Source organism: Nocardioides pyridinolyticus (assembly GCF_054653575.1).
This window is the reverse complement of sequence record NZ_BAAIFY010000002.1, coordinates 116,291-129,414: the sequence shown is the minus strand read 5'-3', so window position 1 is coordinate 129,414 and position 13,124 is coordinate 116,291. Positions and strand designations below refer to the sequence as shown.

The 13,124-nt window shown below is 70.1% G+C and carries 13 protein-coding genes; 7 read left to right on the top strand and 6 right to left on the bottom strand.

The genetic code is table 11. The features are described 5' to 3' along the window. Positions 1-168 precede the first annotated feature (168 nt). The 6 genes from ACYQ0U_RS02680 to ACYQ0U_RS02655 all read right to left on the bottom strand — a co-directional run bounded on the left by ACYQ0U_RS02680 (position 169) and on the right by ACYQ0U_RS02655 (position 5,356). Positions 169-834, bottom strand: a complete 666-nt coding sequence (locus ACYQ0U_RS02680) for a lysophospholipid acyltransferase family protein (RefSeq protein ID WP_459969473.1) — start codon at positions 832-834, stop codon at positions 169-171. A 57-nt stretch (positions 835-891) separates the two neighbouring features. After that, the gene (locus ACYQ0U_RS02675; RefSeq protein ID WP_459969471.1) at positions 892-1,200 is read right to left on the bottom strand and encodes a PP2C family protein-serine/threonine phosphatase; all 309 of its coding nucleotides are present in this window, start codon (positions 1,198-1,200) and stop codon (positions 892-894) included. Then, entirely contained in the window at positions 1,167-2,222 is a 1,056-nt protein-coding gene (locus ACYQ0U_RS02670; RefSeq protein WP_459969116.1) for a PAS domain-containing protein, read from the bottom strand. The genes ACYQ0U_RS02675 and ACYQ0U_RS02670 overlap by 34 nt, the downstream gene beginning before the upstream one ends. 442 nt (positions 2,223-2,664) lie before the next feature. Then, a complete protein-coding gene (locus tag ACYQ0U_RS02665; protein ID WP_459969114.1) occupies positions 2,665-3,915 on the bottom strand; it encodes an alpha/beta fold hydrolase in 1,251 nt (416 codons plus the stop codon). Next, entirely contained in the window at positions 3,912-4,688 is a 777-nt protein-coding gene (locus ACYQ0U_RS02660; RefSeq protein ID WP_459969112.1) for an IclR family transcriptional regulator, read from the bottom strand. The genes ACYQ0U_RS02665 and ACYQ0U_RS02660 overlap by 4 nt, the downstream gene beginning before the upstream one ends. Further along, a complete protein-coding gene (locus tag ACYQ0U_RS02655; RefSeq protein ID WP_459969110.1) occupies positions 4,685-5,356 on the bottom strand; it encodes a hypothetical protein in 672 nt (223 codons plus the stop codon). Before ACYQ0U_RS02655 ends, ACYQ0U_RS02660 begins: the two co-directional genes overlap by 4 nt. A gap of 98 nt (positions 5,357-5,454) precedes the next feature. Here ACYQ0U_RS02655 and ACYQ0U_RS02650 point away from each other — a divergent pair, with 98 nt between their 5' ends. From ACYQ0U_RS02650 to ACYQ0U_RS02620, 7 genes are all read left to right on the top strand, one after another. Beyond that, the gene (locus ACYQ0U_RS02650) at positions 5,455-6,546 is read left to right on the top strand and encodes a catechol 2,3-dioxygenase (RefSeq protein WP_459969108.1); all 1,092 of its coding nucleotides are present in this window, start codon (positions 5,455-5,457) and stop codon (positions 6,544-6,546) included. Next, on the top strand, positions 6,546-7,457 hold the full coding sequence (locus ACYQ0U_RS02645) for a catechol 2,3-dioxygenase (protein WP_459969106.1): 912 nt from the start codon (positions 6,546-6,548) through the stop codon (positions 7,455-7,457). Before ACYQ0U_RS02650 ends, ACYQ0U_RS02645 begins: the two co-directional genes overlap by 1 nt. Before the next feature lie 10 nt (positions 7,458-7,467). Next, entirely contained in the window at positions 7,468-8,535 is a 1,068-nt protein-coding gene (locus tag ACYQ0U_RS02640) for a histidine phosphatase family protein (protein WP_459969104.1), read from the top strand. A gap of 5 nt (positions 8,536-8,540) precedes the next feature. Next, a complete protein-coding gene (locus tag ACYQ0U_RS02635) occupies positions 8,541-9,641 on the top strand; it encodes a PEP/pyruvate-binding domain-containing protein (protein WP_459969102.1) in 1,101 nt (366 codons plus the stop codon). An 86-nt stretch (positions 9,642-9,727) separates the two neighbouring features. Continuing rightward, on the top strand, positions 9,728-11,542 hold the full coding sequence (locus tag ACYQ0U_RS02630; RefSeq protein ID WP_459969100.1) for a PEP-utilizing enzyme: 1,815 nt from the start codon (positions 9,728-9,730) through the stop codon (positions 11,540-11,542). A 39-nt stretch (positions 11,543-11,581) separates the two neighbouring features. Then, positions 11,582-12,838 (top strand): Rieske 2Fe-2S domain-containing protein, encoded by a 1,257-nt coding sequence (locus ACYQ0U_RS02625; protein WP_459969098.1) that lies wholly within the window; start codon positions 11,582-11,584, stop codon positions 12,836-12,838. Further along, the gene (locus ACYQ0U_RS02620) at positions 12,831-13,124 is read left to right on the top strand and encodes a hypothetical protein (RefSeq protein WP_459969096.1); all 294 of its coding nucleotides are present in this window, start codon (positions 12,831-12,833) and stop codon (positions 13,122-13,124) included. The genes ACYQ0U_RS02625 and ACYQ0U_RS02620 overlap by 8 nt, the downstream gene beginning before the upstream one ends.

Below are 13,124 nucleotides of genomic sequence, written 5' to 3'. Positions count from 1 at the left end.
GGAGGCGCGAACCGCCGTCGTTCGAGCAGCGCAATTGCGCCGCAAGGGCAGCCTGAACCGTGCCTGGGTCGTCCATTCGGCGCAATTGCGCCGAAAGGGCGGACCGCCGGCGCCGCCGGGCCGTCCCGGATCACGAACGCCACCTGACCGGGCTGACGCGTGACCCGCTCAGGCGTCGGGGGCGCGGTCGTTGTAGACCCCGGCCTCCTCCTGGCCCGACAGCGCCTGGATCGCGGTCATGATCTCGTCGGTCACGAGCCGGCGGGCCTTGCCGAGCGGGACGCCGGCGTACCGGCCGGCGACCTCGATGGGGGCGCCGAACCGCACCGCGATCGGGACGATCCGCGGGAGCCTCGAGCCGACGGGCTGGAGCTTCTCGGTGCCGGTGATGCCGACGGGGACGACCGGCACGCCCGCCGTGAGCGCGAGGTGGGCGACGCCGGTGCGGCCGCGGTAGAGCCGGCCGTCGCGGGAGCGGGTGCCCTCGGGGTAGAGGCCGAACGCCTCGCCGCGGCGGAGCACCTCGAGCGCGGTGTCGAGGCTGCCGAGCGCCGCCTTCGGGTCGTCGCGGTCGACGGGCAGCATGCCCATCCCCTCGAACCAGGCCTTCTGGAGCGTGCCCTTGATGCCCCCGCCGGCGAAGTAGTCGGACTTCGCCAGGAAGTGCACCTTGCGCGGCGCCACGATCGGGATCACGAGGGAGTCGGCGAAGCTGAGGTGGTTGCTCGCGATGATGACCGCGCCGGTGCGCGGCACGTTCTCGAGCCCGGTCACCGTCGGCCGCCAGACCAGCTTCGCGACCGGCGGGACGACCGTGTGGAGGACGGTGTACATGACCACGCGCCCAGTGTCGCGGTTACCCGTGGGTCAGCCGATTCCCCGTCTCAGGCCTCACCCGCGGACCCGGAGCACCAGCAGGGCGACGTCGTCCTCGATCGCACCCCCGACCTCGGTGAGCAGGTGCTCGCACAGCTCGTCGGCGCTCAGGAGCTGCCGGTCGGCCAGCGCCTCGACCAGCCGCTGCAGGCTGTCCTCGAGGGAGACCCCGCGCCGCTCGACCAGGCCGTCGGTGTAGAGCACGAGCGTGGCGCCCGGGCCGAGGTCGAGTGCGTGGTCGGCACGGTCGTACGCCGGGTCGAGGCCGAGCAGGAGGTCGGGGTCCGCGGTCACCAGCGACGCCCGACCGCCGGCGTCGACCAGGACCGGCGGCGGGTGGCCGGCGTTCGACCATCGGGCTGTGCGACGAGGGCGAGCCGTCCGTCCGGGAGGCGGAAGGAGTCGTACCAGTCGCCGCCGATCCGGCCCCCCTCGCTCGCGGGCTGGTAGCGCACCGCCACGTCGATCCGTGGCGTGCTCACCGGCTGCGTGAGGAGGCTGCGCTGGAGTGCCTCGGAGAACGACCGCTCGGACGAGATGGCCTGCACGCGGTCGAGCGCCTGGTCGATCGTGCGGACCACGAGCCGCAGGAACTCCCGGTACGCCTCGTCGTCGGCCGCGAGCAGCATGCTGAGCGTGACCCGGAGCGCGGTCCCGCAGGCGACGCCGCGCCCCTGCAGCGGGATCAGCAGCACCGGCTCGCCGTCGTCGCCGTCGACCAGGGTCTCCTCCGTCGCCGCACCCTCCACGAACCCGGACGCCACGACGTCCTGGGTGTCCTCGTCCAGCACCTCGAGCGCACGCTCGAGGACGTCCGGGGCGGTGTCGGCCTCGGTGAGGGCGGTCCCGAGCCGGATGAGCAGCCGCAGCCGCCGACCGGCGATCACCTGCGCGGTCGTGGTGGCCACGATGTCGATGACGCCCTCGACCCGGCCCTCGCAGCCGTGCACCGGGGAGTAGGCGAACGTGAAGTACTCCTCGGACAGGTGCCCGTTGCGGACCAGGGGCACGAGCTCGTCCTCGACGTAGACGGCCTCGTCCCGCTCCATGACGTACCGGTGCATGCCGTCGACCAGCTCGCGGGCCTCGGAGAAGACCTCGAGGACCGGTCGCCCGAGCGCCCACGGATGCTTCTCGGCGAGGATGTCGACGTAGCTCTCGTTGTAGACCAGGACCGCCTCGGGACCCCACAGGAGGGTGATCGGGAAGCCGGTGTTGAGCGCCAGGTCGACCGCGTTGACCAGCGCGGGACTCCACTCCTCCGGCGGACCGAGCGGCGTGGCCGCCCAGTCGACGGCGGCGTACGCCGGTCGCAGGGCGCCCGCGGAGCGGAAGAGGTCGTGCACGGCGCCATCCTCCTCGATCCCGGCGGCGTCCGGAATTAGCGAAGGGCGCTGGGAAATAGGCGAAGGGCCCTCGAGAGTATGAGTCCCAAGGGCCCTTCAGGTGATCGGTACTGGCGACGCTCCCGATCGACGGCTCCTCGACTCCGGTCCCGGCGGCTTCGTCACCCAGCCTCCGCGACGGCTTCCCAGCAAGCTGGGTCTCCGTCGTACGGACCCTCGTCTCCGAGCTGTCCCGCTCTCCGTTGCCGGAGTGCGTGGGAGAAGTTCTATGCCCTGGCGAGCCGGGCCGCAAGGGCTTTCGCCCACATTCTTCTGGTTCCACCGAAAGTCGGCGGATGGTCCACAGGCAGACCCCTCCCTGTCCACTGGATGGGCCCCGATTCCCACAGCTGAGCGGGACTCCTGTGGAGACGCCGGCATCGGCTCGTGCCCCGGCGAGCGATCAGGTCCGGGCCGGTCCGGCTCCCTCGTCGCGGAGGAAGTCGATCACGAGGCGGTGGAAGTCATCGGCGCGCTCGATCTGCACCCAGTGGCCGCACCGGCCGAACACGTGCAGCTGCGAGTCGTCGATCAGCTCGTGCAGCCGCAACGAGGTCTCGAGGGGGATCACCCGGTCGTCGCGTCCGTGCACGACCAGGGTGGGCACGTCGATGCCGCGCACGAGCTCCTCGTCGACCGCCATCGCGTCCACGTGCGCCTGTCGCGGCGCGGGGAACATCGCACTGAAGGCCTCCTGCACCCCGGGTCGGGTGGCCGCATCCAGCCGGAGGCGGGCCAGGTCGTCATCGACGAGGTCCCGGTCGTAGGCGAAGACGTCGAGCAGGTCACGCATGGCGCGCAGCGACGGCTCGAACCCCCAGGCGGCCTCCAGCCCCGGCGTGAGCGCGAAGCGGGTCCCGACGCTCCCCATCAGCACCAGCTTGCCCACCCGATCCGGGTGACGCGTGGCCAGGCGGAGGGCCAGCGCCCCGCCGAAGCTGTTGCCCACCAGCGCCACGCGATCGAGCTCCAGCACGTCCAGGAAGCCGACCAGGTGGTCGGTCCACGCGTCCATGTCGTAGCGGTCGTCGGATCGTCGCTCGGTGTAGCCGAACCCGAGCAGGTCGGGGGCCACCACGCGCGCGTGCTGGGAGAGCGCCGGCAGGGCCAGCCGCCAGTTGGCCCAGGCGCTGACACCGGGTCCCGAGCCGTGGACGAGCACCACCGGGGCGCCGGAGCCCTCGTCGTGGTAGTTCGTGGCGACACCCGCCACGTCGGCGGTCTGGCCGATCTCGGGGGTGGTGGGCGCGGGCTCGGGCATGGCGGGGCTCCTCGCGGCGGCCTGCTCGAGCAGCCAGGCACGCATCGACTGGTGGCGCGCCGCCGGCGGGAGGAGTGCCTCCACCCAGCCGTCGACGATCCGGGTGGGATAGAAGGTGGCACGCTCGGTGGGCCGGTCGGTCCGCCGACCGTCGGTGAGGTCGAAGCGCCAGAAGTGCCCCGGGCAGATCAGCGTGCCGTCCCGCACCGTGCCCCCGGACAGGGAGATGTCGCGGTGGGGGCAGCGGTCCAGCATCGCGACCGGCCGGCCTGCTGGTCCCTGGACGACGCAGACCCGGTCCCGGTCCTGGCCAGACGTCCCGACCACCCGGCCCACCGGCCGGTCGTCGGCGACGTCGTCGACCCGACACACCCGCTCCCACCGGCTCGTCACGGTCGCCACCCGAGCCCCGAGGAGATGCGCACCGCCGTGTCCATCAGCGGATGCGCCAGATGGCGGATCCCGGCTTCGCCGTCGCCGACGTGCTCGGCGATCGAGACGGAGGCGACCACCCGCCCCAGGGGGTCGCGGATCGGGGCGGCGATGGAGCACATCCCCGGCTCCGACTCGCCCCGGTTCTCCGCGAAGCCCTGCCGCCGGATGGTGGCGAGCTCCTCGAGGAGAGCGGCCGTCGTGGTGATCGTGCGAGGCGTCTTCGCGCTCAACCGCATCTCACTCACCGTGCGCTTCTGCTGGTCAGGGGGCAGGAACGCGAGCAGCACCTTGCCGCTGGACGTGGCATGGGCGGCGTTGCGAGCCCCGACCTCCCGGAACACGGGTATCGCGCCCGGCCCCTCGCGCCGCTCGACGTAGAGCACGTCGTGGCCGTCGAGGATGCCGATGTGCATCGTGCCCGAGGTCACCGCTCGGAGATGGTCGAGCGGCAGCGTCGACGCCTCGTGCAGTCGCTGTGCGGTCTCGGCACTCGCTCCCAGCGAGCGCATCGTCGCCGTCAGCCGGAACAGCCCCGTCTCCTCGACCTTCTCCAGCAGCCCTTCCTGGACGAGGGTCCAGATGACGCGGTGGGCCGTGCTCTTCCCGACCCCGACCCGGTGGGCGAGCTGGGTGACACCGAGCTGGGTGCTGTGCTTGCCGAACTCCCGCAGGATGCGGGCGGCGGCCGCGACGCTCGACAACCGTTCCCCGGGAGACGCCCCGTCGCTCATCGCGCCACGTCGTCCGCGAGCGCGGCGAGGCTGTCCGCCGCGGAGCCGGCCGAGCCCGCGTCCAGGCGGCCCGAGCTCAGGTCGGCCGCCAGCAGCGCAGCCGCGCGTGCCAGGCCGTTGCGTACGCACACGCCCAGCTCGTCGATGCTCTGCTCGCGCTGCGGGAGCGCCCGGCGCACCCGCTCGAGGTCACGGAACTGCTTGGTGTGCTGGTTGGCCAGCGCGACGCCGGAGTGCTGGGCGTGGTGCACCCCCAGACCACCGCCGACGTCCACGGACAGGTGGTAGAGCGTGTCCCCGATCCCCAGGACCCTCCGCACCTCCTCGGCGCGGTCGTCCACGAGCAGGCCGAGCGCCGGGACCACCGAGGGGTCGTAGAACCGCAGGCGCCACGTCACCCCGAGGTGCTCGTCCGCGTACTCGACCTCGCGACCCTGCGGAGCCGGAAGGGTGTCCGTGGTGGCGACGAGGTGCAGCTGACGGGAGGCGGCCGCGACGACGGTGAGGTGCTCACCGGCGACCAGGGGCAGCGCGCCCCGTTCGCCCGCGGACAGGTGACGGGTGTGGTCGAGGTACGCCGCGTGCACGGCGTACACGTAGGCCCTGACCAGTTCGCGCATGGCCTCCGGGCCGGCGGGGCCCTCGCCCTGGGAGGTGTCGGTGGTCACAGGATCAGGGTGGCCCCCGGGCTGCGTATTGGACACCTTGTGTTCTGTATAGCGGAACGGGTCCACCGGATCGGCGTTCCGCGGGTCATGGTTTCGACATGGCACATGTGAATGGCGTCACAGGGCTCGAGGACCTCGTGGAAGGAACTCCCGCCGGCATGCGGCGAGAGTTCGCCAAGGACGCCCCGGCCGACGGCGCCCGGTTCGACCCGTCCGACACCCGCCAGGCCCACGCCATGAGCGGCCGCCCCACCGTGCCCGGCCGCTCGCGCGGCATCCTCCGCCTGGGCCACGTCGACGTGACCGTCACCGACCTCGACCTGGCGGCCGCCTACTACACCGGCGTGATGGGGATGGAGATCACCGCCCGCACGGACGACTCGGTCTACCTCAAGTGCTGGGACGAGGAGGACCACCACTCGCTGCGGCTGCGCTACGCCCAGCGCATGGGCATGGACCTGATGTCCTTCAAGGTCCACCACGAGGACGACCTCGCCGACCTCGAGAACCGCGTCAGCCGCTACGGCTTCCCCGTCGAGCGGATCAGCCGGGGCGAGACCCTGGGGCAGGGAGAGTCGATCCGGTTCTCGACTCCCAGTGGCCACATCATGGAGCTGGTCGCCGACGTCGAGAAGGTGGGGACCTCACGGCCCCGGCACCTCCTCGAACCCGCCTCCGACGACGAGCCGTTCGCCCGCGACCGGATCTGTCCGCCGCGGATGGACCACACGCTCATCAACGCCGAAGAGGTCGGCGAGTCGACACGGTTCTTCATGGACGTCCTCGGCTTCCGCATCACCGAGCAGCTGCTCGACGGCAACGGACACCAGCTGGGCACCTGGCTCGAACGCTCTCACTCACCGCACGACCTGGCGATCGTGCACGGGCCCAACGGTGGTCTGCACCACTTCGCGTTCTGGCTCGACGACTGGGACGACGTGCGTGACAGCGCCGACGTGCTGGCCTACAACGGCATCCAGCTCGACGTCGGACCGACCCGTCACGGCATCACCCGGGGAACGACCATCTACTTCTTCGACCCCCTCGGCACCCGCAACGAGGTCTTCACCGGCGGCTACCGCCCCGACCCCGACTTCCCGACCCTGACGTGGACCGAGGACAACATCGGCCGCGCCGTCTTCTACTACGAGGGCGAGGTCAACGACCGATTCATGAGAGTGCACACCTGATGACCATCCTGCGCCTGTCCCACGTCGAGATCCGCGTCCCCGACCTCGAGCTCGCCACCGCCTACTACTCCGAGGTCATCGGCATGATCGAGACCGGGCGAGACTCCCGTCGGGTCTTCATGAAGTGCTGGGACGAGCACCAGCACCACAGCGTCGTGCTGACGATGGAGCCCACCCATGGCCTGAACCACTTCGGCTTCAAGGTGACCGACGCCGAAGACCTCGATCACTACCAGGAGCGTCTGGAGGCAGCCGGCGTCGCCGTTCGCCGCTACGCGGCCGACGAGTGGGCGCCCGGCCACGGCACCTCGATCCGTTTCGAGCTGCCCAGCGGTCACGAGATGGAGCTCGTCTACGGCATGCAGCAGGTGGGCAACCTGCTCCCGCAGACCAATCCGCCCCCGCGGCCGATGGGGCTCACGGGCATCGCGCCGCCGCGGGTGGACCACGTGTTCCTCACCGCCGAGGAGGTCGACACGAACACGCGCTTCCTCACCGCGCACCTCGACTTCCGCCTGACCGAGCAGGTCCTGGGCGACGACGGGTACCAGATCGCGAGCTGGCTCGAGGTGTCCCATCGCTCCCACGACATCGCCTTCATCACGGGCCCCAACCGGGGGCTCCACCACTTCGCCTACTGGGTCGACGGGTGGAACGACCTCCGCAACGCCGCGGATGCCTGCGTCTACCACGGGGTCAACGTGGAGACGAACCCCACGCGGCACGGCGCCACCCGCGGTCAGTGCCTCTACTTCTTCGACCCGCTCGGGAACCGCAACGAGATGTTCACGGGCGGCTACTGGGTCGACCCCGGCGCCGAGCCGGTCACGTGGACCGAGGCCGAGATGGGCCGGGCGATGTTCTACTACGACGGCGTCGTGAACCAGCAGTTCCTCACGGTGCACAGCTGAAGCGCGGGAGATGTCGATCGACGAGCACGCGGGCTCCCCGGCACTGCCCCGCACGGAGCGGCCCGACGCCCCGGCCTACCTGACCCGCCACCGGGCACGCCGCACCGGCCAGGCCGTGCCGGCCACCGAGCCGGCGCCCGCCGAGGAGGACGCGTCGGTACCCCTGTACCTGCGCCAGTTCCGCGGCCGCGGGGACCACCGCAGCGATCCCGTCCTGTACGACGGCGACGTCGTCGGGGTCTCGCGGGCGTGGGCGGAGGTGACCCGCACCCGGGAGATCGTCCCCGAGCGTCGGGACCAGTTGGCCGACGTGGACTGCGACATCTACCTGGTCCGTCATGGCGAGACCCAGGGCTACTCCTCCGAGTCGGGCCTCACGCCGCTCGGGTCCTGGCAGGCGCACCGGCGCGGGCAGGAGCTCGCCCGACGCGTGTTCGACGGGCAGAAGGTCGAGCTGCTGTGCGCCCCGACCAACCGGGCGCGTCAGACGGCCGAGCACCTGCGCCGCGGCCTCCTCGACAACGTCGCCCTCTACGGGCGAGGCGAGCCGGACGTGAGCGAGCTCCACGACGACCGCAACTTCCGCAACTTCGAGGTGGCGACACCCGAGGGCCCTCGCGACGTCACGAGCGCCTTCCGGCTGTACCACCGGGAGATGGAGAAGTACGAGCGGGTCGGCCTCGGGGAACGCCCCGGCTGGCTGGTGGACGTCGACCGGTTCTGGGGGATCCAGCAGGGCGGCGGCGACCCGATCACCCACTGGCTCACGATGCCGATGATGTACTTCGAACCTCCCGTGTCCTGCGTGCGCCGCTTCTGGCGCGGCATCCTGACCGCCCGCGAGGCGACGGACGCCCGCAGCATCGTGGTCGCCACCCACTCCGGCCCGATCCGGGCCTTCGCCACCCTCGCCATGGGATACGACCCCGGTGAGCCCTTCAATACCGAGTTCGTCCGCGTCCGGCTCGTGGCCGGTGGCCGAACGGCGCTGGTGCTCTACCGCAACCGGGTCCAGGAGGTCGTGATCCCCGACCTCGACGCTCTCCCTCCCAACTCCGACACCCGATTCCAGGAGTGACCGTCATGACCGAGTGCCCCAGTGCCATCCCCTTCGGCTCCCTGGCCAGTGAGTTCCACGGCCAGGTCGGAGGCAAGTGCGCATCTCTCGGGGCGATGAGTCAGGCCGGGCTCCCCGTGCCGCCGGGCTTCGCCGTCACCACGCGGGTCTTCGGAGACGCGCGGGAGGCCTCGGGGGTCATGGCCGAGGCCAGCGCGCTGGTCGCGGACCTCGAGGAGGGATCAGCGGAGCTGGCCCGAGCCGCGGCGCAGACGCGGGAGCTCGTGAAGACCTGGCCGATCGCGGCAGAGCACAAGGAACGCGTCACCCAGCTGTACGCCGAGCTCTGCGAGCTGTCCGGTGTTCCCGACGTCCCGGTCGCCGTGCGCTCCTCCGCCACCGCCGAGGACTCACCCGACGCCTCCTTCGCCGGCGAGCACGACACCTACCTCTGGGTCTGCGGGATCGACGAGGTCCTCCAGAAGATCCGCGAGTGCTGGGCCAGCCTCTTCACCGACCGCGCCATCACCTATCGCAACAAGATGGGCTACAAGCACGACGAGATCCACATGGCCGTCGCGGTGCAGAAGATGGTCCGGCCTCGCGCTGCCGGCGTCGCGTTCACGCTCGACCCGACCAACGGGGACCGTTCGGGGATCTGCATCGACGCAGCGTGGGGCTTCGGCGAGGGCGTCGTCTCCGGTGACGTCACGCCGGACAACTTCCTCGTCGACAAGGTGATGTGGTCGATCAACCGGCGGACGATCAGCCCCAAGACGCACGCGCACCTGCTGGTGGACGGGGTGAACGGGGGCCACCCCACCGTGGGCCGTGTCGAGCTGCCCGCGGACAAGGTCAACGCCCCGTCGCTCACGGATGAGGAGATCGTCGCCGTCGCCCGACTGGCGCGCACGGCAGAGAAGCACTACGGCAGCCCGCAGGACATCGAGTGGGCCGTCGACGAGGACCTGCCGGCACGCGAGAACGTGGTGCTGCTGCAGGCCCGACCCGAGACCGTCTGGAGCAAGAAGAGGCACGTCGTCGGCGCGAAGGCCGACTCCCTGGCCTCCATCGTCGACACCCTGGTCAACCCTCACTACGCCAAGAAGGGAGTGCAGCCCGCCTGACTCGGGTCAGCACCCTGCCGGCGAGGGAAGCCGGCCGACCGCGAACCTCAACCGCTCAACCACCGGCGTGACCCGAGGAGGGCACCATGGCAGATCGATTCCCCAGCCCGTTCGACATCACCACACCCGAGGGTGCGGAGGGATGGCAGGAGCTCTACACGTACTCGTCGCTGTTCAGCGAGGACCGTCGCGACTACGAGGACAGTGGCTTCTGGTTCCACGACGGCGTCCACTGGCCCGAGGCCATGACCCCGTGGGACACCACGCTCTTCGAGTTCGCGATCGCCTCGCTCGGGCAGTACAACACCCGGCACTATCTCGTGCCGCCCGCCTTCGGCGTGGACTTCAGGATCCTCAACGGCTACGTCTACCTCAGCCCCGTGCCCGCTCCCGAGTCGGAGATCGAGGCACGCGTCCCGCTCTTCATGGAACGAGCCGGCTACTACTTCGGCAACTGGGACCGGCTGTACGACGACTGGCTGGTCAAGATCCGCGCCCTGGTGCAGGAGCTGACCGAGCTCGACTTCTCCCCCCTCCCCGAGATGGAGGACATGGAGGTCATCACCTCGGGCGCCGGACGCGGCTCCGGTGACCGGCTTCTCTCCACCTACCACGGCCTGCTCGACAAGGCCCTGACGCTGTGGCAGTACCACTTCGAGTTCCTCAACCTCGGCTACGCCGCCTACCTCGACTTCTTCGGGTTCTGCAAGGCCGCCTTCCCGTCCATCCCGGACCTGGCCATCGCCAAGATGGTCGCCGGCGTGGACGTCGACCTGTTCCGGCCCGACGACGAGCTCAAGCGGCTGGCCCGCCTGGCCGTGTCGAGCGGGGTCGACGACCGCTTCGACGTCGAGAACATCCCGCAGACCTGGGAGAAGCTCTCGGCCGACGACGCCGGCCGCGCCTGGATCGCCGAGTGGGAGAAGGCTGCGGAGCCGTGGTTCAACTTCTCGACCGGGTCCGGCTTCTACCACTCCGACAAGGTCTGGATCCAGAACGTCGAGGTGCCGCTGGGCTACATCGTCAGCTACGTGGAGAAGGTCAAGGCCGGCGAGGACCTCGACCGTCCGGTGGAGTCGCTTCACGCGGAGCGCGACCGCGTCGTCGGTGAGTACCGCGAACTGCTCGACTCCGACGAGGACCGCGCCGCGTTCGACGGCAAGCTCGGACTGTCGCGCACGGTGTTCCCGTACGTCGAGAACCACAACTTCTACGTCGAGCACTGGGCCCACTCGGTCATCTGGCGCAAGATGCGCGAGCTGGGTGAGGTGCTCCAGGGCGCCGGGTTCATCACCAGCGTCGACGACGTGTTCATGTTCCGTCGCAACGAGATCTCCGACGTTCTCTTCGACCTGTTCGCGGGCTGGTCGGTCGGGGCCCCGCACCGGGGCCCGGCCTACTGGCCGAAGGAGATCGAGCGCCGGCGCGGTATCCACGACGCGCTCAAGCGTTGGTCCGCACCTCCGGCACTCGGCGTTCCTCCCGAGGTCGTGACCGAGCCCTTCACCGTCATGCTGTGGGGCATCACCTCCGACTCCGTGTCCGCCTGGCTCAACTCGGGCGACGACTCCGCGGACGGGGAGCTGTCCGGCTTCGCGGCCTCGCCAGGCCTGGTCGAGGGCAAGGCGCGCGTGATCTTCTCCGCCGACCAGATCAGCGAGCTCGAGGACGGCGAGATCCTCGTCGCGCCGCTGACCGCCCCGTCGTGGGCCCCGGTGTTCGGCAAGATCAAGGCCACGGTCACCGACGTCGGCGGCATGATGAGCCACGCAGCCATCGTGTGCCGTGAGTACGGCCTGCCCGCGGTCACCGGCACCGCCTTCGCCACGAAGAACATCAGCACCGGCCAGCTCATCCGCGTGGACGGCAACACCGGCAAGGTCACGCTGCTCGAGCAGTGACGCTGCCGCACCAACCATCTGAGAAGGAGAGAGAGCACCATGCTGACTGTCGAGCAGAACGAAGAACTGACCCGCGTCGGTCCCGGTACCCCGATGGGAGAGCTGCTGCGCCGCTACTGGTACCCGATCGCTTTCGAGCAGGACTTCGACAAGCGAGCCAGCAAGACGGTGCGGTTGCTGGGAGAGAACTGGACGCTGTACAAGACCCCGTCCGGCAGGTACGGGATCATCGGCGAGGCCTGCCCGCACCGTCGGGCCTCGCTGACCTACGGGATCGTGCACGAGGACGGCATCCGCTGCGGCTACCACGGCTGGAAGTACGACTTCTCCGGGCAGTGCGTGGAGCAGCCGGCCGAGAACGACAACACGACGTTCCGCGACAAGATCAAGGCCAAGGCCGGCGTGGCCCAGGCCCTGGGTGGGATGGTGTGGGTCTACGTGGGGCCCACCCCGGTCCCTGAGCTGCCGCGCTTCGACGTGTACGTCCTCGACGGCATCCGGGACATCGGCGTGGCCACCCTGCCGTGCAACTGGCTGCAGATCATGGAGAACTCGGTCGATCCCCACCACGTCGAGTGGCTCCACGGCGCGTACTTCGAGTTCCTGGGTCAGACGCAGGGCTTCGAGGCCCCGAAGTCGTTCCAGAAGAAGCACATCAAGGTCGCCTTCGACGAGTTCGAGTACGGCATCATCAAGCGCCGCGTGCTCGAGGGTCACGGCGAGGAGAACGACGACTGGGCGATCGGGCACCCGCTCGTCTTCCCCTACGGCATGCGCGTCGGCGGTCAGTGGATCGACCAGATGCAGATCCGCGTGCCGATCGACGACACCACCACGTGGAAGCTCTTCTACTCCCTCCACCATCCCGAGGGTGGGACCTGGGAGCCGCAGGAGCGGCCGGTGATCTACGACTACGAGGTCTTCGACGAGAACGGCGACTTCGTCACCGACTACGTCGAGGGCCAGGACGTCATGGCGTGGGTGTCCCAGGGCGCGATCACCGACCGCACCCAGGAGCACCTGGGACGCTCCGACCAGGGCGTCGCGATGCTGCGCAAGATGTTCAAGGAGGCCATGGCGTCCGTCGAGGACGGCGAGGACCCACCGGGCGTCGTGCGCTTCGAGCACGAGGTCATCGACCTGCCCTGCGAGAAGGACAAGTTCGGGGCCGGCACCGCCTTCACCGACCAGTGGATCAACGGCGGCTCGATGCGCTACAGCCCGATCCGCGAGGAGCTGCTGGCGCTGCACCGCGACGCGGCCGCCGCGCGTGAGAAGGCCGGGTCCGGTGCGTGAGATCGAGCAGGCGATGCGGGCGGCCCATCACGGGCCGATGCCTCAGATGCCGCCCGACCCCTACCTGCTCCCGCCGCCGGGTGACTGGTTCGCCTCCGACGCCGCCCACCACCTCCTCGACAAGCCCAAGTTCTGCCCGTCGTGCGCGGCGTCGCTCGAGCGCGGGTTGATCTCGGAGTGGTGGAGCGGGACCGAGCGGATCTTCCTGACCTGGTGCGCCTCCTGCAGGTGGACGGGGAACGTGGTGTTGTTCGACAAGGCGGTCATCGAGGAGCCTGAGCACTGA